The organism is Vagococcus changpingensis (assembly GCF_058211775.1).
This window is the reverse complement of record NZ_JBYVZB010000002.1, coordinates 226885-252452: the sequence shown is the minus strand read 5'-3', so window position 1 is coordinate 252452 and position 25568 is coordinate 226885. Positions and strand designations below refer to the sequence as shown.

Annotated in this window: 22 protein-coding genes; 1 reads left to right on the top strand and 21 read right to left on the bottom strand. The window is 31.3% G+C overall.

The features are described from left to right. Nucleotides 1–10 precede the first annotated feature (10 nt). From AC37UB_RS05655 to AC37UB_RS05555, 21 genes are all read right to left on the bottom strand, one after another. Nucleotides 11–844, bottom strand: a complete 834-nt coding sequence (locus AC37UB_RS05655) for an ATP-grasp fold amidoligase family protein (RefSeq protein WP_242094145.1) — start codon at nucleotides 842–844, stop codon at nucleotides 11–13. Between the two features lie 79 nt (nucleotides 845–923). Further along, entirely contained in the window at nucleotides 924–2090 is a 1167-nt protein-coding gene (locus AC37UB_RS05650; RefSeq protein WP_242094143.1) for a nucleotide sugar dehydrogenase, read from the bottom strand. Nucleotides 2091–2195: 105 nt separating this feature from the next. Continuing rightward, nucleotides 2196–3614 carry an oligosaccharide flippase family protein gene (locus AC37UB_RS05645; RefSeq protein WP_242094140.1) on the bottom strand — a complete coding sequence of 473 codons (1419 nt, stop codon included), beginning with the start codon at nucleotides 3612–3614 and terminating at the stop codon, nucleotides 2196–2198. A 9-nt stretch (nucleotides 3615–3623) separates the two neighbouring features. Next, nucleotides 3624–4724, bottom strand: a complete 1101-nt coding sequence (locus AC37UB_RS05640; RefSeq protein ID WP_371821042.1) for an EpsG family protein — start codon at nucleotides 4722–4724, stop codon at nucleotides 3624–3626. A gap of 25 nt (nucleotides 4725–4749) precedes the next feature. Beyond that, entirely contained in the window at nucleotides 4750–5649 is a 900-nt protein-coding gene (locus AC37UB_RS05635; RefSeq protein ID WP_242094138.1) for a glycosyltransferase family 2 protein, read from the bottom strand. A 13-nt stretch (nucleotides 5650–5662) separates the two neighbouring features. Next, complete coding sequence (locus tag AC37UB_RS05630) at nucleotides 5663–6679, bottom strand: glycosyltransferase family 2 protein (protein ID WP_242094136.1); 1017 nt, start codon at nucleotides 6677–6679, stop codon at nucleotides 5663–5665. A 16-nt stretch (nucleotides 6680–6695) separates the two neighbouring features. Then, entirely contained in the window at nucleotides 6696–7787 is a 1092-nt protein-coding gene (locus AC37UB_RS05625; RefSeq protein WP_242094134.1) for a glycosyltransferase, read from the bottom strand. 13 nt (nucleotides 7788–7800) lie between these two features. Continuing rightward, nucleotides 7801–8415 carry an acetyltransferase gene (locus AC37UB_RS05620; RefSeq protein ID WP_242094132.1) on the bottom strand — a complete coding sequence of 205 codons (615 nt, stop codon included), beginning with the start codon at nucleotides 8413–8415 and terminating at the stop codon, nucleotides 7801–7803. Next, nucleotides 8415–9035 carry a sugar transferase gene (locus AC37UB_RS05615; protein WP_490685424.1) on the bottom strand — a complete coding sequence of 207 codons (621 nt, stop codon included), beginning with the start codon at nucleotides 9033–9035 and terminating at the stop codon, nucleotides 8415–8417. Before AC37UB_RS05615 ends, AC37UB_RS05620 begins: the two co-directional genes overlap by 1 nt. Then, complete coding sequence (locus AC37UB_RS05610) at nucleotides 9032–10159, bottom strand: DegT/DnrJ/EryC1/StrS family aminotransferase (RefSeq protein ID WP_490685423.1); 1128 nt, start codon at nucleotides 10157–10159, stop codon at nucleotides 9032–9034. The genes AC37UB_RS05615 and AC37UB_RS05610 overlap by 4 nt, the downstream gene beginning before the upstream one ends. A gap of 4 nt (nucleotides 10160–10163) precedes the next feature. Beyond that, nucleotides 10164–11963 carry a polysaccharide biosynthesis protein gene (locus tag AC37UB_RS05605; RefSeq protein WP_490685481.1) on the bottom strand — a complete coding sequence of 600 codons (1800 nt, stop codon included), beginning with the start codon at nucleotides 11961–11963 and terminating at the stop codon, nucleotides 10164–10166. A 40-nt stretch (nucleotides 11964–12003) separates the two neighbouring features. After that, nucleotides 12004–12768 (bottom strand): tyrosine-protein phosphatase, encoded by a 765-nt coding sequence (locus tag AC37UB_RS05600; protein ID WP_241699299.1) that lies wholly within the window; start codon nucleotides 12766–12768, stop codon nucleotides 12004–12006. A gap of 18 nt (nucleotides 12769–12786) precedes the next feature. Continuing rightward, nucleotides 12787–13500 (bottom strand): CpsD/CapB family tyrosine-protein kinase, encoded by a 714-nt coding sequence (locus AC37UB_RS05595; RefSeq protein ID WP_242094128.1) that lies wholly within the window; start codon nucleotides 13498–13500, stop codon nucleotides 12787–12789. Nucleotides 13501–13520: 20 nt separating this feature from the next. Beyond that, entirely contained in the window at nucleotides 13521–14366 is an 846-nt protein-coding gene (locus tag AC37UB_RS05590; protein ID WP_242094126.1) for a YveK family protein, read from the bottom strand. 128 nt (nucleotides 14367–14494) lie between these two features. Further along, complete coding sequence (locus tag AC37UB_RS05585; protein WP_490685422.1) at nucleotides 14495–18025, bottom strand: CDP-glycerol glycerophosphotransferase family protein; 3531 nt, start codon at nucleotides 18023–18025, stop codon at nucleotides 14495–14497. Nucleotides 18026–18027: 2 nt separating this feature from the next. Then, nucleotides 18028–19197 carry a CDP-glycerol glycerophosphotransferase family protein gene (locus AC37UB_RS05580; RefSeq protein ID WP_242094122.1) on the bottom strand — a complete coding sequence of 390 codons (1170 nt, stop codon included), beginning with the start codon at nucleotides 19195–19197 and terminating at the stop codon, nucleotides 18028–18030. Between the two features lie 12 nt (nucleotides 19198–19209). Continuing rightward, nucleotides 19210–20025: an ABC transporter permease gene (locus AC37UB_RS05575; RefSeq protein WP_117972586.1), complete on the bottom strand. Its 816-nt coding sequence runs from the start codon at nucleotides 20023–20025 to the stop codon at nucleotides 19210–19212. A gap of 13 nt (nucleotides 20026–20038) precedes the next feature. Continuing rightward, nucleotides 20039–20779: a WecB/TagA/CpsF family glycosyltransferase gene (locus AC37UB_RS05570; protein ID WP_117972585.1), complete on the bottom strand. Its 741-nt coding sequence runs from the start codon at nucleotides 20777–20779 to the stop codon at nucleotides 20039–20041. Further along, nucleotides 20776–21909 (bottom strand): CDP-glycerol glycerophosphotransferase family protein, encoded by a 1134-nt coding sequence (locus AC37UB_RS05565; protein ID WP_117972584.1) that lies wholly within the window; start codon nucleotides 21907–21909, stop codon nucleotides 20776–20778. Before AC37UB_RS05565 ends, AC37UB_RS05570 begins: the two co-directional genes overlap by 4 nt. After that, complete coding sequence (locus AC37UB_RS05560; protein WP_117972583.1) at nucleotides 21890–22984, bottom strand: ABC transporter ATP-binding protein; 1095 nt, start codon at nucleotides 22982–22984, stop codon at nucleotides 21890–21892. The genes AC37UB_RS05565 and AC37UB_RS05560 overlap by 20 nt, the downstream gene beginning before the upstream one ends. A gap of 112 nt (nucleotides 22985–23096) precedes the next feature. Continuing rightward, on the bottom strand, nucleotides 23097–24239 hold the full coding sequence (locus tag AC37UB_RS05555) for an LCP family protein (RefSeq protein WP_117972582.1): 1143 nt from the start codon (nucleotides 24237–24239) through the stop codon (nucleotides 23097–23099). A gap of 194 nt (nucleotides 24240–24433) precedes the next feature. Between AC37UB_RS05555 and AC37UB_RS05550 the strand changes: the two genes are divergently transcribed. Next, nucleotides 24434–25564 (top strand): glycosyltransferase family 4 protein, encoded by a 1131-nt coding sequence (locus AC37UB_RS05550; RefSeq protein ID WP_117972581.1) that lies wholly within the window; start codon nucleotides 24434–24436, stop codon nucleotides 25562–25564. The last annotated feature ends 4 nt before the right edge of the window (nucleotides 25565–25568 follow it).

The window sequence follows — 25568 nt, the reverse complement described above, 5'->3', positions numbered from 1 at the left end:
GGGAGTTTGTTTATATTTTTGGAAGTGTTATATAACTACCTAATTTTTCTTGAAGTTCTTTATCATAATTAGGTAGCAATCCACCTGCTGGTGTAAAGGTCAATTCACCAATATAAATTCCACTATCAGTTACTATTATATCTACCCTTACTAATGGAATTTCTTTAATATGTTCGTAAACTTTATCTAGTATATCAGTAATGGTACTATTTTTCTTTAATTCCTCAATATCTATTATTTCTTTTTTGGTAACCTCTTTTTTTTCTTTAAAATCAGTTTGTTTATTATCAATCATTCTAAATTCAACTGTACTAACAAATTTTGGTACTCCATTAAAACAAAATATTTGATACTCTTTTTCAATATTTAAAAATTCTTCTATTAAAATAGTAGATGTCATTTTTGAATAATGTCTTTCTCCTGAAATATCGCCATAATCTTGTTTCATCCAATTATTAATTTTATCTTTCAGAATTTCATAATCAGTATTATACTTATTATTAACTATAGCATTCATATTACTTGCGTTACTTTTTTTTATTACAAAAGCTGTAGGTAATGAGTCAAAATTTATTTCATCAACACTAGTATATGCACCAATAATTGGTGGTAGGTACTCCCTCAAACTAGATTTTTCCAAGACTTTCCTAAGTCCATACTTATCTCCTAAAGTGTAGGCAGGTTTATACGTTGGATAGTAAAATAACATTAACCAAGTTATTTTCTCTGATAAAGTTTTCGGATTTATTAAATTAGGTTTGTAACCCATTACTCTTTTAAATCTAATCTTTGTAAATAATTTTATATTATATTTTTTTATTGTTTCATTAATAATTTTTTTCATCATACTCATCCAATCTTTACTCTTGGTTCCTTTTTACTATAAGTTATTACCCTAGAAATTTTATAGCTTAAATTAACTTTTAATCTTGATTAAATATATCTCTTGTATAAATCTTATCCAATGAGTCTGCTAATTCTTTTTCGATACGATTGGTTACGATAACTTCTGATACTTTTTTAAATTCATCTAAATCTGTGTAGACTTTTGAATTAAAAAATGTGTCTTCTTTTAGTGTTGGCTCGTAAACAATCACTTCTATTCCCTTAGCTTTTAATCGTTTCATAATCCCTTGAATAGACGAGTATCTAAAATTATCCGAGTTAGCTTTCATCGTTAAACGGTAGATACCTACAATTTTGGGTTGCTTAGCAATAATCTGGTCAGCGATAAAATCTTTTCGAGTTCTATTTGCATCAACAATTGCCCCAATAATATTATTGGGTACTTGGTCATAATTAGCCAATAATTGTTTGGTGTCTTTTGGTAAACAATAACCACCATAACCAAATGAAGGATTGTTGTAATGACTTCCTATACGAGGATCTAAACCAACACCTTCGATAATCTGTTTAGTGTCTAGCCCTCTCACTTCTGCGTAGGTATCTAGCTCATTAAAATATGACACTCTTAAAGCAAGGTATGTATTTGAAAATAATTTAATTGCTTCAGCTTCTGTAGAATCAGTTAATAAAACAGGTACATCCTTTTCATAAGAATTATCCAATAATGCTTTAGCAAATACTTCCGCTCTGTCACTTCTCTCACCTACTATAATTCTTGATGGATGTAAGTTATCATATAAGGCTTTTCCTTCACGTAAAAACTCTGGTGAGAAAATAATGTTTTCCGTGTTGTACTTTTCTTTCAGCTCTTTTGTATATCCTACAGGAACGGTCGATTTTATAATAAAGATAGTATCTGAATTGATTGTTAATCCTTTTTCTATCACACTTTCAACCGTTGATGTATTAAAATAGTTTTTCTTTTCATCATAATCTGTTGGTGTTGCAATGATACAATATTCACCATGATTGATTGTCTTATCAAAATCTGTTGTGAATTCTATCGATAAAGATTTATCCGTTAAGAATTCCTCAATTTCATTATCAACTAATGGTGAGACCCCTTTGCTCAATAATTCTATCTTTTCATCTACTATATCATATGCCATTACATCATTATTTTGTGATAATAATAATGCGTTAGCTAAACCAACATAACCCAAACCTACAACTGAGACTTTCATTTTTTCACCTCTACTAGAATTTAAACATATATTTTATATCATTAGATTTTCCTTATCCATTGTGTAATCACTACTAATATATATATTTTTTTTAAAATCTAAAATTTACTTTCTTTCAGTTCTCATAAATTTCATAAACACATTTTCTTTAAACAACATAGTTACTATAAAATAAATTATCATACCAAAAACACCTTGAATTATTGTGGTTATAATATTAGCATTCATATCTTTAGTAATTACATAAACTACAATATACATTACTATAGAGGATGTAATATAGATTAATATCTTTTTAAAGCTGAATCTAAAAGTAGTATTCTTTTTTAAATCATATAACCTTATAATCGTTACTAAACATTCGGATACAAATGTTGCTATGATAGCTCCATACATTCCAATAATAGGAAGTAATATAACGTTTAAAAGTATTGATATTATTGCTGCTACAATAACTGAAATATTGAATTCTTTTATCTTATTTTTTGGAATCAAATACTGTCTTACTATAGATATACCTAATGGCATTATTACAACTAACGGAGCAAGAATTGGTACTGTTACATTCAATAATTCAAAGTCACTCCCAAAAAACCAAGGAATCATTTTATTATTAACTAGAACTATCCCAAACATTAATGGGATACTAAGAAAAAACTGTAAGTCCAGAGATTTCTCCATAGTATCAATCATTTTACTGTGATTGTTGTCAGAGAATAATTTTGTCATATGTGGCATAAGAACTGTATCTAATGTACCAATTAATGTTACAAATATTGTAATTAACTGTAATGAATTAGAGTACAGACCCACAGCTACACTAGATACCATTAATCCTAAAAGTGTTTTGTTCATATTAGTATATAGAGTTAAAGAAATTTTCCCTATAAAATACCTACTTGCTGGTTTAAAATGCCTATTAATTCTTTTTAAATCTGGTTTGATCCATAAGATTTTATTTCTCATAAATATCCATAGAGAAAGGTTAGATAAAAAAACACTCATACTCTGAATTCCAAAATACAGCCACAAATCATTAATATCTTTTACAAACAAAAGAATACATATAAAAGATAAAATTTTTATAATAAAATTTATTATAGATATAGACTTAAAATCCTCAATACCATAATAAAACCAAGATATATCAAATAGTGTAGCAAGTAAACTAAATGAAGATATTAAAAAGAATAACTTGTTCCCCACAAATAATAAGAAGATAAAATATAATAAAAGTATTATTGATATTATTTCAATGTTAAATATCTCTAATTCCCAAAATTTCATTGAAAGTTTATATTTATTATCTTTTACAATTGCTATTTCTCTAATTCCATAATTAGCCAGACCTAACCCAGCAAATAGAATAAAATATGATACTATAGAACTCACATAATTATATATACCCAATCCTTCAGCTCCTAATGCGTGTGAAACTATAGGTATTGTAATAATAGGTAATATTATTAGTGTTAATTGATATAATCCTTGATAAATAATATTATGTATTAGTTTTTTTTTCATATATACTCCTTAAAAGTTCCAAAAAAATAAATAAGGTAAAACATTAACCATATTATTGGATAGTTGATAATAAAAAGGAATTAAAGTTATTAACAGCGTTCCGACTGATGTAATAATATTAAACATATATTTTTCCTTTATAAAACAAGAAAAATAGGAAATCGTTAGAGGTATAAAAAACAAGTACATTATATTAAAATATAGAACTACCCTAATCATCATAATATTTTTATTAAACATTATATCTAGAATTAAAGAAATTAGTACACACGCTAGTAGAAATCTATAATACGAATCATTTTTATCAACATTTTTTTTCACTACGTATACTCCCATAAGAATAAATATCATTAAGAATAAAGAAAGTATCACCTTATTTCCATTACCTGTTGATGCTAAATTTACCGCACTATTTTGATTAAAATACATATTGTAGTCTGGAAATATTTTTGAAAAAATAATAGTAAATCTTGAAAAGAAAACTCCTGAAAGTATAGTTGATATACCTAACCAAATATATCTTTTCGTATTCCATTTTATTTTGTAGAGAATAAAATATAATACCCCTATGATTGAAACTTGATGAAAACTTAGAGCCAATGTAAAGTATAGTAAAAATCTCTTTTTCTTATTAATAAAATAATATATTGAAATAAATAAAAATATTACAGATATATATTGTCTTGTTGCATTCATTGTCACAAAATAATGATATAAAGTTATATATAATAAGCTAGACATATATGGATTTGTTGACAATCTTTTAAAACATATTGACATACCTAAAGATATAACGAGCGAATTAAATATCGTTATTATTTGTGGATTATTATTTACTCTATAGATAAATAGGTTATAGAGTGTGTATCCAGGAAATTTTGAAAAATCATAATATTCGGTTCCCATTAGTCCTATTGTTTGAAATATAGATTGATAGTTATATGTATCGGTTCCAACGCTTTGAGCTCTAAGTCCACTAATCACAAACGTAGTCACAAAAAAAACTAGTAGGTAATACGAAGAGAAGTCTTTACCCTTTCTAGCTTCAAGAGACTTAAAAATTAAAATACTTATTAAATTAATAATTATAAGTGAAGTATATATTATCATATTAAAATCCTCATTTTATCAATATCTAAAATCTAGAAATTGTTTCCTTTAAATATTTCACAGTCAAAATTCTTATATTATTTCTTTTCAACTTTTTATAGATTATCATCAAATCACTAATAGAAAAAGAGTTTCTGATAGCCAACACTAAATAACTCAAACCTACTATATTTAAATTATAAAACTCGTTTTTTTCCATCTGTAGTTCTATATATTTATAATATTCTATAAAAATATCGAGTCTATCTAATGTCTGTTTAACACTAATATCAGAAGTTAATGAATTATCTGATTCCACACAACAATATATTACATCTTTTGTAGCTAATATTCTATGTGTTTCACTAGCTGTTTTAGCTGAGAACATTACATCATTAGAAACATAAACCTCGTCAAATTTGAAGCCATGAGTACTAACATAATCTCTATTAATTAGTTTAGACCACGGTACAACAAATTTATATTTTAATGAATTTAGTCCATCTTTACTTCCTTTCAGGTATTCAGATACTAAGTATTCATAATACTCATGGCGAGTTGTTCGAACACTACTATTTTTAGACTCACTTATACTTGTTGGAGTAAAGTACACTATATCGATTTCTTCTTTATTTGTATATTTTTTTAATAAGTCTCTATAATCAGGTACAAAATAATCATCTGAATCTGCAAAAATTAGCCATTTATTAGATGCCTTGTCCATCCCTATGTTTCTTGCTTTTCCAGCCCCTCCATTTTTTCCCGTAGACAACAGCCTAAATCTTTTATTTTTCTGTAATTTTTGAAGCTCAATTAAACTTGTGTTTGAACTACAATCATCAATAACTATTATTTCATCTTGATCAATCAATGTTATTGAATCCAATAACCGCTTTAAACTTTCTACTGAATTATAATGGGGAATTATATAACTAATCGAATTCAATTTCCACCATCCTCTATATGCTTATTTGTTTTTTTCTTAGCATCGTATTATTTTTGAATTTAAATGATATTTTAGAAACCAAATATATTAAATTTAGATTCTTTAATTCTACTGGTTTAGATAAAATAAACTCTACTTTAGAACTTGAATTTACTTTAATATTCTTTAATTTATCATCTCTTAATAACTGTTGGGCTTTATACTTTATTATTTTTCTACTTGCTCCAATACTCAAATCATTATATAATTCTGAATAAAAAATTTTTATATATTGAAAATTTAAATCTTTTTTTACATCATATTTTTTATAATACTTCTCTAAACTAACAATATTTTTTTTTCTAACCTGATACTCATTTTCTCTATAATTATTTGTAAGTTTACTATGCTCAACCTGATATACATATAAGAATTTATTTATTACTGATACTTTCTGACATTTCTCTACATACTTTAAATTAAAATCAAAATCTTCTCCTATCTGTAATTCTTCATCAACTAATATATTATTTTCGTCTATAATTGATTTTTTATATAATTTATTTACCATACTGTTGAATATTTTTTTTTCTATCAATTTAGGAACATTTTTAGCAATTATATTATCCCCAACAAATATCTCATCTTCTCCATATTCCATATTAAAATTTATATCAGTATACTCTATACAACAAATAACACAATCAGAATCATCTTTTTCTGCTTTCAACAGCATCTCTTTTAAAAAATTTTTTTTATAAATATCATCGGAGTCTAAAAAGCAAATATACTTACCTTTACTTAAAGAAATCCCCAAATTTCTGGCTGAAGATACCCCTCCATTTTTTTTCGACACTAATTTTATAGTATTTTCATTTTTATTTTTTAATTCTAGTGCTTTTTCAAATGTCGAATCAGTAGATCCATCATTAACAAGTATAATTTCGCAGTTACTTTCTGACTGATATAAAATACTTTGTATTGTATTCTCAATGGTTTTTTCACAATTATACATTGGTATAACTATACTTACTACGGTTCCATCAACCAAAATTTATACACTCCTGTCACTCAATACTTTTATATATTTCTTTAATTTTACTATTAACTGTGGATACTGAAAATTTTTCATAATTTAATATAGAATAAGAAGATAATTGATCATATAATTTTCTGTCACTATATATTTTTTCTATTTCACTTGCAAAATTATAAGCTGTAAAATCTGTAAGAAAACCATTTTCACCTTGAACAACAATTTCAGAGCTTCCTCTATTTTTAGTTGCTATAATAGGTAGTCCACAGCATCCAGCTTCTATTAAAAATAATCCTAGTCCTTCTCTATAGCTTGAACTTACCGCTACATCACATACTTTTATAATAGGTATCAAATCATTTCTCATACCTAAAAAAATAATATTATCTGAAAGACCTTTTTCTGTTGTATAATTTTGGTATTTTCCTTCAAAATTATCTGTTCCTACTAAGAGTAACTTAATATTTTTATGTTTTTTTACCAATAATTCCATAGAATCTATAAGTAGCTTCTGATTTTTATTTTCATTTAATTCTGCTCCAAAGATAAGAATAAAGTCATCTTCAGATAACCCAAGCTCACTTCTACTTAATTTGTTTATTTTCAGTATTTCTGGTACATTAACACCCGGACCATTAATTAAATGTAACTTTTTCATATGCATTTTTTTGTTTGCAATATTATAATCTTCGTTATTAATAGTAACCAAATTTTCTGTTCTATAAGATAGTATTTTTTCAATTGGATAAAATATCAACCAATTCTTTCTTGGAGCTCCTTTATAAAAATGAAATCCATGAGCTGTATAAATAGTTTTTCCTATATTATTTTTTTGCAATCTCACTATCGCAGAGGCTATCGGTGTATGAGTATGTATAATATCAAAATTATTTTTTTCTATAAGTACCTTAAATTGTTTATACGCATTTATATTATCTCTACTATATATAGACCTCGAAAAATCTATCTGATGCATGACGGCATCTTTATTTATTTTTTTTATATTACCATAATTAAAGTTCGTAGCTAAATGGACTTCTATTCCTTCATCTATTAAATCATCTATTAAATGCTCAAAAAAATTCATAGTAACTGAAACTGTTGTAACTATTAATATTTTCATTAGTAATGCACTCCTATACTCTTCTTATTGGATTACCAACGTATATACCAGATTTTAAAATATCTCTTCTAACCAAAGAACTTGCTCCTATCATTACGTTATGTATAAGTTTTATATCATTTATTACAGTACTACCTATACCTATCCAAGTTTTTTTACCAACACTCACCCTACCTCCTAAGCTAACATGGGGAGATAAGTGGACAAAATCAGATATAATATTTTCATGTTCTACTATAGTTCCTGTATTGATAATACAACCTTTTCCAATTGTAGAATCTGTATTAATCACAACATTTTGATGAATTGATGTTCCGTTTCCGATACTACAATATTTACTAATATATGATGTAGGATGAATTAATGAAACAATATTACATTTTAATAAGGTTAATTCTTCAAAAAACTTTTCTCTAACGCTGTTATCACCAATCGCTACAAAGAAATCATGTGAAGTATAATTCTCCATATCACAAGTTTTACCTATAATATCAAAATCTAAACATTTTCTAGCACTCGGGAAACTATCGTCCAAAAAACTAATAGTTTTCCATTTATTCATCGACTCAGCTATCTCAGCACATACTTTACCATGCCCACCTGAACCTATTATTATTAATTCTTCCATTAATTTTCTCCATTGAATTTTTCTATCGTAACTGAAGTATCTGAACTAATGCCCTCTTTGATAAGTACTTTTTTTATTGTTAGAAAAATGATTTTAATATCTAGTGAAAAAGAAATAGACTCAATATAATCAATATCAAATTGAAATTTTTCACTCCATGAGATAGCATTTCTTCCATTTACTTGAGCTAACCCAGTTAATCCAGGTCTTACTAGATGTCTTTTAATTTGGTCATCTGTATATATATCAAGGTACTCTATTAATAGTGGTCTTGGTCCAACTATTGACATATCGCCTTTAAATATATTCCATAACTCTGGTAACTCATCTAAACTAGTGGAACGAAGTATTTTTCCAAATGACGTTAGCCTTACATCATCTGGCAATAAACTTCCCTGTTCATCTCTTTTATCTGTCATTGTTCGAAACTTATACATATTAAAAATTTTGTTATCTTTACCTGGTCTTTTTTGTATAAAGATAACTGGTGAACCAAGTTTTATTCTAACCAAAATAGCGGCTACCAAATAAACTGGTGATAAAACAATCAATGCTAACCCTGAAAGTATTATATCTAAAAATCGTTTCATATACTTAACATAGAATGTTTCCTTTATCATAAATCTTTCTCTCCAAATACTTCTTTTATAATGTTGATGACCCTCATTTGTTGTTCTACACTCATTTTGGTATCACTCGGTAGACATATTCCTTGATTGAATAATTCTTCTGATACATTGCCACCAATATAATCATACGAAGAAAAAACTGGTTGTAGGTGCATTGGTTTCCATATTGGTCTACTCTCAATATTTTCTTTTTCCAAAGCTTCCATAATCTCGATTGGTGTCACATGTTTTGTAACTAACATTGGTGTTAACCAATGATTTGAATACTCAAACTCATTTTCATTTGGAAAGATAACACCATCTAACTCTCCTAAATGCTCTTTATATAATGAGAATATTTGTCTTTTCTTTTCAACTCTGTCATCTAGTACTTTTAATTGCCCTCGACCAATACCTGCGACTATGTTACTCATACGATAGTTATAACCAATCTCTGAATGTTGATAGTGTCTTGCTTGGTCTCTACTTTGTGTAGCCCAAAAACGTGTTTTTTTTATTTTTTCTTCATTGTTTGAAACAAGCATACCACCACCTGATGTAGTGATAATTTTATTCCCATTAAAAGAGAAAATACCATAATCACCAATAGTTCCTGTATGTTTTCCCTTATAAAGAGTACCTAGACTCTCTGCAGCATCTTCAATCAACGCGACATTGTGTTCATCACATAATGCTTTTATTTCATCTAAATCAGCTGATTGACCATAAAGATGAACAACTAAAACTGCTTTAGGCGTATATTTTTCAAAGGCTTTCTTTAGTGCTTGTGGATCCATGTTCCAAGTTTTTCTATCACTATCTATAAAAACAGGCGTAGCTCCTACATAAATAATCGGATTAGCAGTTGCAGAAAAAGTTAAACTTTGGCAAAAAACGGTGTCACCCTCTGTTACGCCAACAGCTTTTAACGCTAGATGGATAGCAGATGTTCCTGAACTTAAGGCAGCTGCATGATCGATTCCTACATAGTCAGCTAATTCTTGTTCAAAACCATCAACATTTTTCCCAAGTGGGGCAACCCAGTTTGTATCAAAAGCTTCTTTCACATATTCTTGCTCATAGCCTTCATCACTCATATGGGGTGATGATAAATAAATTCTCTCATACTCTTTCATTTTATTACTCCTCACTTGATTGATTCGCAAATAATACTAGCTCTTTTGCTAATGCTGTGTAATCCTCTGGTAACTCTTTCAATTTTTTCATGACTTCATCATAGGTAAAGCCATTGACATTTCCTACAAATATTTTTTCATGGACTTGTTCTTTCGAGCGTTCTTTATCGACTAGTAACTCTTCGTAGAGTTTTTCTCCAGGTCTAATCCCACTTTCGATAATTTGTATCTCGTTTTCTGTATAGCCACTTAGTTTGATGACTTTTTTAGCTAAATCAACTATCTTCACTGGCTCGCCCATGTCTAAGATAAAGATTTCGCCACCTTTTGCCAGTGTTCCTGATTGGATAACCAAGCGACTGGCTTCTGGTATGGTCATGAAGTAGCGTGTCATACGAAAATCTGTGACAGTCACAGGCCCCCCTTTTTCGACTTGTTCTTTAAAGAGTGGCACAACGCTTCCTCTGCTTCCAAGCACATTACCAAATCGCACGGCTGAAAATTTGGTTGTTCCTTTGCCATTTAATCCCGTCACGATCATCTCTGCGATACGTTTGGTTGCGCCCATGACATTAGGTGGTTTCACTGCTTTATCTGTTGAGACCATAACAAAACTGGTAACATCATTGGCTAAAGCAGCTTCTGCTACGTATTTTGTTCCATAAATATTATTTTTTAATGCTTCTACTGGATTATACTCCATTAAAGGCACATGCTTATGTGCGGCAGCATGATACACAATAAAAGGTTTATGCGTGCTCATGACTTCAAAAATCCGTTTAGCATCTCTCACATCAGCAATCACTGGAACGATTTCTGTGTTTTTATCGGCATAATGTTGTCTTAATTCTTTTTCAATCAAATAAATAGAGTTTTCACCATGACCTAATAACACGATTTTTTTTGGCGAAAAAGCCATGACTTGTCGACAAATTTCTGAACCAATCGATCCGCCAGCACCTGTTACTAAGACAGTTTTATTGGCTAATTGATTCTTGATAGAATCCATGTCTAATGTGACTTCATCTCTTCCTAATAAATCAACCACATCAATGTCACGTAATTTAGTCACAGAGACTTCTCCCATGGCCAACTCTTCAATAGAAGGAATGGCGTTGATGGTCACCTCTAAATCTCGTGTCACATCTAGTAAATGCTCATATTGTGGCGCAGTCATAGAAGGAATCGCGACGGTTAAAACTTTTACTTCATATTCTTTTATAAGCATAGGTAACTCATCAATGGAACCCACCACTTTTAATCCAGATAAGTAAGTATTTTTTTTATTGACGTCATCATCAATGAATCCTTTGAAGTTTAATCCTAACTGAGAGGATTTATAGCGTACAGTATTGTATAATAGCTCTCCACCATCTCCCGCACCAATAATAAAGGCATTGTCACATTTTTTTACACCTTTATAATGATACATGTTTAAATAATCCACGATTAATCGCCAAGCGACCCTTGAACTGGTGATAGCTAGTAGAACAATAAAATAAGCTAATAATATTTGTAAATGCTCGATAGAAGACGATGGAACAAAACTTAAAATGATGTACTCCGACATACTTGAAGCACTAACAGCGAAAAAGATGGATAGAATAGCGTTAATGCTTGTGTATCTGGTTAGTCGATTAAACACCTTAAACACCGACCCTAATAATAAGTACAAGACAAGTTGTAATCCTATAACCCTTAGTGGGACAGGATCATTTGTTTGATATAAAAAATTGGTATAAAAACTAACAACTATATTAGCTAAAATAATGATACTTGCGTCCACACCAATCAGTATAGACATTTTGACTTTTCGACTCACAACAACGACCACCTTAACCTTTTTAAGAAAATCCCCAATGTTTTTTTGCTGATACAATGGGTGCTACCTCTACCTGTTCTCCATTAACAATATCTTTTGTTATTTGTACAAATGCGTTTCTTTTTTCTTTACCAAATTCTTTCTCTAGTAAATCATAAGCCGCTTTTGTATAAAAACCACGTGTTGATACATTATGCGCATCTGATGACAACATATGAGCATAATTTTGTTTAATCATTTGTTTTGTCACGCGTTGAATTTTTTTCCCAAACTGACCAATATAACTACCATTTGTCACTTGTGACAAGCACCCCATATCAATAAAGGGTTGTAATCTTTTAGGTTGTTCTAAAAAGATATTATTTCTCTCTGGGTGCACAATAATTGGTCGATAACCTTGCTGGCATAAATCAGATAAAACTGATTCACTATAATCTGGGACAGTTGAAAACGGGAACTCTATCAACAAATACTGATCATTTAAGTCAGCAAATAAGATATCATCTTTCACTATTCGACGGGATAAATCAGGTGAAATACGCACTTCCTGACCTTCAAATAATGTTAATGGTATCCCTTGCTCATCAAGTATTTTCTGACACGCGGCAACCTGCTCGATGATATCAGCCTTTTTATTAAGATAATGACCATTATTGTAGTGTGGTGTACAAAGGATATGAGAGATACCTTCAGACACAGCAGCTCGTGCCATGAATAAAGAATCTTCCATCGATTGTGCCCCATCATCTATGCCTGGTAATATGTGACAATGTAAATCAACAACCATAATCCTTTTCCTTCCTTTTTAACTATAATAGTAGTTTGCATAGTTGACTTCTACTTTGTCCAGATAAACACACCCTAAAATGGTTGTATCGACTTTATCCAGTAGATAAATGGATCGATTTAGTGCTTTTTTATCGGTTACTTCTTTTCTTACTACAACCACGACACCATCTAAGTGTGGAGACACTAATTGAACGTCTGTCACAGTTGAGGCAGGTGGCATATCAAAAATAACAAAATCATATAACTCATCTAATACACTGATGAGTTTTTTCATTCGAGGACTAGCTAATAATTCAGATGGGTTAGGTACTCTAATCCCACTTGTCATCACGTCAAGATAAGGAATATTTGTCTCTTGTACCACTTCACTAACAGATAATTGTGTTAAACTTAATAAATTGCTAAGCCCCGTACCATTGTCCAGTTCAAACGTTAAATGAGATGTTGGGCGTCTCATATCTGCATCAACTAATAATGTCTTTAATCCAAGTTTAGCAAACATAACAGCTAAATTGGCTGCTGTTGTTGACTTTCCTTCACTAGGTCCAGCAGATGTAATAGCCACACTTTTTGTTTGTTTTCCTAATTGTGAGTATTGGATATTAGTTCGAATGGTTCTAAATTGCTCAGAAATAGAGGAGTTTGGCTCAATTAATGTAAACAAGGTTGAAGGCTGAGGTGATTCCATTTTTCCTGATTTTTTTCGATTTGTTCTTTTCTTTTGACTCATTATGTTCTCCTTTTCACTCATTAATCAGATATTTCATCGTTTGATTCAAAGCGTGCCCTATATAGATCAGCATCTAATCCATCAACTTCTGTATTTAATGATTCTTTATACAAATCATTTACTTCAAAAAACATTTCTTCATTTACAAAGGCATTACTTTGTAATTTACGGATTTCATTCATCTCACGATCACTCATCAACGGGATAATCCCCAAGACTGGTAATCCTAGTTTATCTGATAAATAGTCCTCTGTTTTTACCGTACGATTAAATAATTCTGATAATAAAGCTAACATCACCCCTACGATTAAACCTAGAACAGCGCCAATTGCTATATTCACTTTTTTATTTGGTGAAATAGGCTGGTTATTCGGGGTGGCTTTTGATGCAATGGATACTTTATCTGTATCAGTCATCACAACAGCTTCTTGTTGAAAGATTTCTGAAACAGTATTTGCGATCGTGGCAGATTTAATAGGATCAGTCGTCACAGCTTTAATTGAAAAGAGCTGTGAATTTTGATTTTGCTCAACAGAAATAGCATGTGATAAGAAATCTTCTGAAATACCAGTCATCCCATCTTTAACTAGCTGATCCTTCGTTTTTTCTGTAACAACTTTACTTTTCACCAAATCCTTATAGGTGTTGATAAGTAGTAAATTGGAATTAATCTTATCCGTATTTATATTTGAGTCGGATCCTTTAGTTTGCACCACTAATTGGGTGGTAGCACTATACTTAGGGGTAATAACAAATAATGTCACGACTGTCGATATAATTGTTCCTAAGATTAACATACTAATAATCAACGCCAATTTTTTCTTTAAAAGTTGAAAAATCTCATCTAAACTAACTGTTTCTTCCATTGTTTCCTCCAATTTATTTGCTTTTCATTTTTTCTAATTATTTTCATAACCACATTATATCACAAGGAATGGATTTTAATTGTAACAATTTCGACTTAACTATCATATTTATACCAAAACATGTTATTTTATTCAGATTCTTTGTTAATAATATCATAAAAAGCCAACATTGCTTTTTTATTATAGTGACTCGGATTAAATGATTTAAACCGTTTCTTCTTCATAAGAGTGGCTTCCATCGCGTTAAATACACCTTCAGCATCATTCTGTTTTGCTAACATACCATATTTACCATTCCCTAATACTTGTCTACAAGCCGGTATGTCAGTTGACACCACGTTCATTTTTAATGTCAGTGCCTCAAGTAATACAATGGATTGCCCTTCATAAGAAGACGTTAAAACGAATACATCACAATGGGTCATAAAAAGATAAGGTTGATTTAATTGTCCCATCATGGTTATAACTTTTTCTAAATGATATTGTTTAATTTGATTCATTAAATTTTCTCGTTCAGGACCATCTCCAATTAGATAAAGATGCCCTTTTTTATATGTTTCATAATATAATTTAAATGACTCAATGAGGAGAGCTTGATTTTTTTCTTGTGATAGTCGTCCGACCGTCACAAAGGTTGGCTCGTTGACGGTATTAGGGTATTCAAAAAAAGTCCCTTCATTATTCATCACGCCTTTTGATAGATCGTAAGTTACATGATCTTTCCTTATCCAAACTTGTTTATTTTTAAGTTGGATTTGGTAAAACGTGTTGAATTGATTGGTTTGTGCTCGTTGAATCACACGTACTTCTTTTGGCACACGTGAGAGCAAGCCTTTATGTGTCAATACGTCATCAAGTGAGGCATAAATAACCACTTCTGATGTCTGAACGATTGCTGGAAAACATTGTGGCTCTTTTAACAAAATAAACGGATCGTGAGACACTGTAACAGATAACTCGGCTTCTTTTATAAAATAAGACAGACCATTTTCTAATTTAACTTTCACCCAGCCAGTTTGACTATTTTTTGATTGTAAAATCACTGATGTGCCAATGTCTAATTGAGTAGTTTTAGCGGCACTATCGGGCTGCTCATATGCTTTTGTCACGTTGGTTAACTGAGCTAATTCGTTAATCGGGTACTGTCTTGATAACGAAGTCAAATCATCAAGTCGCTTTCTATTAACCGTTGAAAACAAGGTATTTAACCATTTTTTAGTTAGTTGACGTTGAAACATCGCCACTGAACTCATCTCTCTAATGGCGGATGGACTCACCCATCCAAGTGGTTCTTTCCCGTTGGATAATTCATAACTGGTCCCGGTATGAGTGATCACTTTTTTTGTTACCAATACATATAAACGATCAAAATGATTTAATGAACAAATTATCTTACTGTCACTTAATCCTAAAGGATGCGTATATAACTTATGATGCTCCCCACCTTGTAACTTAGAGAGTTTATAAAGGATGTGTTCTGATTGGATACTATCAGCTAACAACGTCACATGACTTTCTTTAATCCAACCTATGTAACGATCACCTTGACTAATTTTCACATAACTTTCTTCTTGATACACAAATCTACCTAATACTGTTAATTCAGCTTTTGATAATACCCTTGTTGTATTATTAGCATATTGACTATCAGGTCTGGTATCAAAAATCACCAATGGTTCTGATGGATTGTTTAAATATGCCTCTCTAAATAATCGTTGTGTCGGTTTTGAGTGAGTTGACACTTGTTCTGGCTCAGTTGCTAAAATATGTGGAATATTTAATAGATTTTCTGCATACACAAATTTTGATTCATCAGCATAGCTAGACAAGTTTTGCTTATTAACATCACGAATGACACTAGACACGGATACTAACTTGTCATAAAAATCATACACACTAATAATCCCTTTAACATTGATATAGTGAATTTTTTTACCATTTACCTCGCGATTCATATCAGCCAACATATCACTATGTAAGTAACAGACTTTCATCGCTGAGTCGACTGCTAGGATATTTTTTGTCCAATGCAAGCTATAGCCACTAAAGTCAATACTTACATCAAATTTATTTTTTCCTAGTAATCTCTTGATATTCCGTTGATAAATATGTAATGGGAATTTTTCTTTTTTCTTTGGATTGACACCACGCATGCGATAATACAAATCTTGGTAGCTTTCCCCCATCGTATAACTAGGTTCACCAAAATTAAATAGTAACGATACCTCTTTTGGAATACGTTGAATAGACTCTATTTGATCTTGTATGGTTGGATTACCCAATAAACACGTCACAGCATATTTTTCATAATCAATGGTTGATAAAAGGTTTAAAAAACTTGTCGTAATCCCATTTTTTCGTAGGCCTCCAGGATAAATAAGCAATTTTTGCTTATCTGGATTCTGGCGAATTTCTTTGATTTTTTCTGATAGTGGTTGGTTAAATAATAAATAATCAACATAACGTTGTGTTGCATTTCCATCATCATAAGATACATATAATCGTTTAAATCGCTCATAGTTCCAACGAGTGTCTTCGATTCTTTTTTCTAAATGATTCATAATATTGATTAACCCATCCAAGTTAAAGGCAACAGGACCAGGTAATTCATCATAATCAAAGTATTTACCGCGTTCATGACTGTATAAGTCGTCATCCCAACAATAAAAAATAATTGGCTTATCGGTTACTAAGAAATCAAAAAAGATACTTGAATAATCTGTTACTAACACATCTACTAGTGATAGTAATTCATTTGTGTCAATTCCATCAGGGATTAAATAAGCACTTAACGCTTTTTCCTTTTTGGCTTTATCATAAATAAATGGGTGAACTTTAATTAAAATGTTATAGGTTTCACCAAATTGATCTCGCAAAATAGTTGTCTCACTAATCATCTGACGAATTTCTTGTTCGGTGTAAGACACTTCCCCACTTTTACATGTTGGTGTATAGAGTAATAGTTTTTTACTTAAATCCAGGTTCACACCTCTTTCGTGCAATAACCGAATTAAATGATCATGGTCATGACTAAAGGTTGCATCCATCCTTGGATACCCACCTTCTAAAATCACACCTTGATAGTTATTTCTTAATCTAAAACTATCTAAAAACATATTAGTTGTATGAGCATTTGGGCTAAGCAAAACATCGGCCATGAAAAAATTGCGAACCACATTTCTAGCACCACTGGGGTTTCCCGGTATATCAAACCCCATTGTTTTTAATGGTGTTCCATGCCATGTGTTGATATAAGTCTGTTCTTCTTTAATTGTCACAAATGACTGAAAGGTGGCATTATTGATTAATACCTCTGCTTTCGTCAGCCACTTTAAATACTCATCAGAATTTCTTTCAACAAACAACACATTATCATATTCTTTAAAACGATTCATAAAATAAGACATCTCTTCAGATGACTGAATACTCCATATATGGGTATATTGTTTTTCCACATCTTTTTTTAATATATACAGACATATAGCAAGTGGAGAATCTGTTAGAGATTTTCCATCACGACTTTCATAAAAAATCGTCTTTTTATCGACTGATTCATTAATAAAATAATGGGTGTATGTTTCCACTCGTTTTCCGATAGGAGATAGTTTTCTTTTGACTAACGGTTGAGCAATCCTTTTCATTTTAGATAGTACAGCCATAGTTATTCACTCATTTCTTTTTTTATTATCTTCATAATAGATTGAGCTGATGTTCCAGTTTCTTTGTTACAGAACATTTGCTTAAAGGTTTCATACTGCTTATTATAATCTATTGTACCTAAATTTTTTAACTGTTCGATTAATTTATCTGGTTCCTTTATGATTGGACCTGGTAGCAAAGACTGAATCGGTTGATAAAATCCTCGGATATCTTGTTCGTATTGTGTTGAATCAGGCATGAAAAATAGCATGGGACGATTTGTTAGACTAAAATCAAACATACAAGATGAATAATCTGTAATCAATACATCACTCACCAACAATAAATCACTCATATCATACCCTACAGAAACATCTATCAATTTATCTTTTGGCCATTTCGAGGTATCTAGCGTTTGAGCAACTAAATAATGCATTCTAACAAGCAATATCATATCTTCACCACATGTCTCTATAAAGTTGTCATACGGAAACTCGATGCTAAACTCGTACCCATTGGCTGTCTTATGATCAGTTTCACGCCAAGTGGGTGCATATAAAATGATTTTTTTATCGTTATCAATACCTAATTGACGTTTCATTTCCATTATTTTTGATTCGTGAGACTTTCTGTTAACCAACTGATCATTTCTTGGAAATCCTTTTGTAATCATCTCACCTGTAAAGCCAAAAGCCTGTTTAAAGTGTGCTGTTGTATAATCACTTGAAGAGGTTAGATAGTTCCAGCGTTTGCTCTCTTGTAAAAATTCTTGATCATAACTCTCTTTTGTGTAACCAGGGATATTAACTTCCTCTATGTCTACTCCAATACGTTTCAAGGGTGTGCCATGCCATGTTTGGATATAGATTGTTTGGTTATCTTTACTTAACCATAATGGTGTTCTTGTATTGATTACCCAAAATTTTGCTCGTGGCATAACAAAAAACCAGTGCAAAGAAAAACGTGAGATGTAAGGAACCTTTTGTTTGATAAAGGTTTCCTCATATCCACGCGTTACTCCCCACACTAGTTCAAGTGTTGCGTCTTCTTTTTTTAAATAATCATAAACGGCTTTAGGATTATCACTAAACTGCTTACCATGAAAACTTTCAAAGTAGACCAGATTTTTTTTCGGCAATTTGCCCAATAGTTTAAACCATATTGAAATCACTGTTTCTATTATTTTTTTCATGGTAATCTCCTTTTACATAAAGTCCATAAATCGTGCTCTAAATTTCATATGAATATGTGATCCTAAAATAAGTAATACCCCAACAACCAACCAGAAAAAGATTGTTTGGACACCTTTTTCCCAGAACCAACGACCATATAATAGCGAGTCTCTAAATCCATCAATAATATAATAAATAGGATTTAATTCTAACAACCTCGTCACCCATGCATGTTTTGTTCCGGCAAAAATACGCTGAAATTCCCAAATTGGGCCAGATAAATAGAACAACAAACGCAGAATAGATTGAAGCATAATATGATAATCTCTTATCAAGACTGAAATGGTCGAATTCAAAATACCAAACGCAAATAAAAACGCCAACATACAAAATAGATAATAAAAATACTGAATCCAATAAATATTAGGATAAATCCCAGCAGCAAACATCGAAGTAAGCAAAATTAACATCATCCAACGATAGCTTTTAAAGTTACTTGCCATATTAACAGTTGGTAAAATACTGACTGGAAATTTCATCTTTGAGACCATTCCTATTTGCTTATAGATGCTATTGGATTCTCCTAATATTGAGCTATTGATAAAGAACCAAGCGATAATCCCTACAAGCATCCAAATAATATATGGTATGCCATCAATATCCTTTCGCTTCATTCCAAGCCCAAAAACTAGATAATAAATCCCTATTTGAATGGCTGGATTTAATACTTGCCACAATAATCCAAGATAGTGACTTTGATAAGTGGCTTTTTCTTCATATTTAGAAATACGACGAATAATCCCAAAATTTTTAAATTGTTCTGTAATTACGGTCTTTACGTCATTCACGTTTTTGCTCTCCTTACTGTTTACTTTGTTTTAAATGCCACACTAATCCTTTCGTGACAAACAAAGGTACTTGAAAAATACGATTTAAGCGCTTCGGGTTACTTACTGAGCGATACAACCACTCTAAATTTGTTTTAATAAATACTTCAGGCGCTCGCTTTACCGTTCCACTATAAACATCAAAACTTCCTCCAACAGTCTGGAAAACAGTCGCATTTAATTGTGGCATATAGCGTTGTAACCACTCTTCTTGTTTAGGTGAGCCAAGGGCAACAAATAACACATCTGAATGTGTTTTATTTATCATATCAATTACTTCACCACTACTTTTTTTCTGATAACCATCCAACCACCCAGCCACGATAACTCCAGGATAGTCTAGTTGAATATTTCTAGCAGCTTGTGCCACAACAGATGGTTTAGCACCATATAAAAAGATTGATTTTTTATTTGCTGCACAAAATTCTAACACACTTGCCATCACATCAATCCCAGCAACTCGCTCTTTAATGCTTCCTTTTGTCCATTTCGACATCTTAACTACACCAATACCATCAGCAAAGCGATGGGTCGCATGCTCAATAAATGATTTCACGCATCTATTTTTTTCAGACATTAAAATAATTTGAGGGTTAATACTGGCTAACACCATTTTTTGATGATGGTCAAAATACCAAGACATATCACGTTCAATATCTGACATTTTTAACTGATCAACTGGTGTATCTAAAATATACTCTACCTTTTTTGTCATTTTTCTCCATCCATTACCTTTTTGATCTCTCCTACTACCCGACTGGTTGCCTTACCATCATTATAAGTATTCCATAATTGATTAAATCTTTGGTTATCTATTGGTTGATTACTATTTAACTGCTCTAATAATTCTGTTGGTGTATAAACAACTTTTTGTGGAAAGTCTTGCTTTATCCCTTTTTGTATGCCTGTTATTTCTTCATAAATCACTTCATCAGGCCAATACATAATTAATTGTTTATCTGGGTTAGCCACAGTAAAGTCAAATGCCACTGAAGAATAATCTGTTATCAGGACATCTGATTGTTTAATATAGTCATCTGCAGATTGACTTGATGAAATCCACTCAACATTCTCCATTGTCATCTCTTGTGTTAATTTAACATGTGGATGTAATTTAACTTGCAAGAGATCATGTTCATTTAATTGCTTGGATACACCTTCTATATCTAGCAACCACTTTTCCAATGGAATCCTGTCACGATAAGTTGGTAAATATAAAATATGGCGCTTATCTTTCTGGTTATTTGTCTTTGTCCCATTCACTAAATGATCTGTCCGAGAAAAGCCAGTCAAAAGAATTTGTTCATCAGAAAAACCGTAACTTCGTTTAAAAACCTCACCCATTTTTTTGGATGCTACAAAAACATAATCAAACGCATTATAAACACGTTTAAATCGCTCTTTATCTTTTTTTGAGCGTTTCATCGCTGCTTTATCTTCTAACCCAAATTGTTTGATTGCCCCAGTAGCATGCCATAATTGGTACACGGTTTGCGTTTCTTTAAACGTGATGTCCCCTAAACAAGCAAAATAATTATCTGCTACAATGATCTTACTTATGGATAATTGCTTCATACCATTAATTAACCCATTAATCGTGTCTAAACAATAAATGGATACACCCTTTTTCTCTAATAGTTTCGCTTCATCTTTACAACTTTTACTATACAACACAACGATTGGGTAATGTCGTTGGATTGCTTCAATTAAGCCTTGATCATTATTAGGGAAGCTCATTAAATAGCACACTTGTTCTACTACCTCATTTTGTCGATTACTATTAGACAACAGGCGTATCAACCAACTGTATATTTCTTTAATCGAACTAATCAATAAACGTTTCATAAAGTTGTTCCGCTGAGATATCTCGTGCTAATTGTTTCTCGACTTGAGGTGTTTGTTTTTCTGCAAAATATGATTTAAAAGAGCGTCCTCTAATATTAATTGTACCAAATACTACAATTCCTACAATCATAAATAACAAAACGACTTTTGTTAACAGTGACATTGTTCCAATAGCAGGACCTCTTAAAGCGGATTTACCATGCCCTCGTTCAGATGCTATTTTTTTTAGATCATCCACACTAAAGTTTTTTTGCTTTTCTTTATAATCGTCTTGATACTCTTTTTTTTCTTGTTCTGATAATGTTCTAAACCACTTTATAAATTTATTATAATTGGCAACAACTTCTGCTGTATCCCCGTATTCACGTAATTCACCATAATGAATCCAAGCGACTTTATCACACAGTTTCTTTACTTGGTTTAAAGAGTGTGACACAAAGAAGATTGTTTTTCCTTCTGCTTTAAATTGTAAAATACGATCCACACATTTTTGATAAAATGTATCATCTCCAACTGATAAGGCTTCATCAATAATTAATACATCTGGGTTATTATGAACAGCAATCGCAAAACCTAATCTTGAACGCATCCCACTAGAATAATTTTTTACCGGCTGATTCACAAAATCCCCTATGTCAGCAAATTCTGTAATATCCGGTAAAATAGCATCAACTTCTTCATTCGTTAACCCTTGCATCAAACACTTTAAACGAATATTTTCAAGACCTGTTAATTGTGGTTTCAACCCAGCACCAATGGCAATAATGGATGTTTCGCCTTTGATTGTCATTTGCCCAGTTGTCTGAGGGATGATTCCTGCTAATATATTTGATAACGTAGATTTTCCAGATCCATTAATTCCGATTAATCCCACTGCTTCACCTGGATAGACTTTCAAATCTATTCCCCTTAGTCCCCAGAAATGCGGCACACGTTTCTCTGAAAATTTAAATAATGCTTTGATTTTATCTGATTTTTTTTTATACAAATCATATTCTTTGGTAATCATCGTTAATTCTACTTTTGGATTTTCTTTTTGATTCACGTTGACCCATCCTATTCTTTTTCTGTTCATTAAAACTACACCATTTTACACTATTATTAGTATTTTATCAAAATTTCATTCTAAACTTAACCCATTCTTCATTAATTTAAAAAAGAGTCTAAGGGAAACGCCCCCTAAACTCCTAATCATCATCTATTGCATACCCATCTTGTGGATAAGTTCTTGGGTCAACAACGCTATCTGTTGTAAATTTATAGCCTTCTTCATCTCGATTATCTGTCGGTTCTAAATTAAGTGATAGACGTAATTTATGCGAGATATAATCAACGCTATCTTTATGTAAACCGACCATACTTTGATCACCATACATGTAACTCATCCAAGAAAAAACATATGAATCGAATTTGTAATCTTTTGTTAAACCAGATTGTGCCACTGACAAAATACGATTAGGTGGCATATCTGTTGTAATATGTCCATCCAATGCATTTAAAATACTTTTATATTTTGCAATCGATCCTACTGCCATCGCTTTTTGTGCAATAGCCTCTAAAACTTCTTGTTGCCTTTTCCCACGCTCAACGTCATTATCCACATAACGTGTTCTAGCAAAAGCTAAGGCTTCTTCGCCATTTAAGTTATGCTTTCCTTCTTTTAACTCAACGACTTTTTTACCTTGTGCATTTTGTTCTGTTAAAGTAAACGGAACATTTATTTCTACCCCGCCGACTGCATTCACGACATCTTCGAATGCTTTAAAATCAGCTGTTGCATAATAATTAATTGGAATGTTCAATAAATTTTCTACTGCATCTATCGATCCTTCAATCCCACCATGTGCATAAGCAGCATTTATTTTATCATTCCCGTCAAAATTTTTCGTCTGAATGTGCGTGTAAGTATCTCTCGGTATACTCACCATACTGACTAATTCTTTAGAAGGATTGATGGTGAGTAAAATCATTGAATCTGTTCTAGCTCCACCAGTTCCCCTCGTATCCTCAGCATCATCATCTAAACCAAGTAATAGTATCGAAATAGGGTCCTTTTGAACGTCAATTTTATCATTAGCAACTTGCATGGTGTCTCTAGGCTTATAAGCATCATTTAGGAACTTATTGCCATCTATAAACATTTTTGCTCCGTAAACAACAACTCCTAGTAAACAAAGTAATAAAATAATACCTAAAACTTTACTGATTTTTAACATATTACGTTTAAGTTTTGTGTCTCTTTTTCTATTTCGTCGTTGATTTAATGAAATATAATTTTCTTCTCGTATTTCTTTATTTTTTGGAGTTTTTTTTTCTTTCTTTTTTTTCACTCTATCCTTCTCCTAATCATATTTGAATAAAAAATAATTTCAATCTTAAACAGTATAGCATAATCTTTATTTTTTAGGAAAACTAATCAGGATATTTAGACTTTTTTAAACAAATCTTCATAGTTAGAATTAAATTGTTTATTAAATAAAGAACGTGTTATAATATAGTTTGAATTCTGAAAGTAGGTAAGAGAATGAACTTTATATTAGAGATATCATTTCGTTTATTTTTAACGATGCTCTTTGCTTTCCTTATAACGCCTTTAATTCGAAATTTAGCCTTTATTATTGGTGCTGTTGACCAACCTAATAAAAGACGAATCAATACAGAACCTATGCCAACTGCAGGTGGGTTAGCTATTTTTATCTCTTTTTCTTTATCCATTTTATTTTTGTTTAATGATATTATTCCAACAAGCTATGCTCTACATCTAATTATTCCTTCTGGAATTATTGTGGTCACTGGCTTAATTGATGATATTTTCGAGATATCACCTAAACAAAAAATGATTGGGATTCTTTTAGCGGCATTATATGTTTGTTTTGTCTTTGACATTATTATGCACTCTATCACCTTGCCATATATTGGAACCATACATTTTGGTTGGCTGAGTTACCCAATTACCATTTTGTGGATTGCAGGATTAACCAATGCAATTAATTTAATTGATGGGTTAGATGGTTTAGCATCAGGGGTTTCCATCATCGCTTTAACTACCATTGGAATTATTGGTTATATTGGAGCATCAACTGGAGCTGTACACATTGTTGTCCCACTTAGCATTTTTATTTTGCTAATGAGCACGCTAGGATTTTTCCCTTTCAATTTTTATCCGGCAACGTTATATCTTGGAGATACCGGAGCTTTATTTTTAGGTTTTTTAATTTCTTTATTATCACTACAAGGGCTTAAAAATGCAACATTCATTTCATTGATTACGCCACTAATTATATTAGGCGTTCCCTTGACAGATACTGTATTTGCCATGATTAGACGATTATTGAATAAAAAACCTATTTCATCAGCTGATAAGATGCATTTGCATCACCGACTCATCTCATTGGGATTTACACACAGGGGAGCTGTTGTGATGATTTATTGCATGTCTCTTATTTTTTCACTTATTTCATTTCTATACTTGTTTACCAATACATGGGGAACTATTTTCTTGACGATTGCGTCTCTTCTTGGTTTACAATTATTTATTGAATTAATTGAACTAAGCGGAGAGAACAGGCAACCCTTATTACATGTACTCAAGTTTATTGGAAACAAAGCTTATCGTCAAAAAAAGTTGTTAGACCGAAAAAAAAAGAAAGAGTAACTCA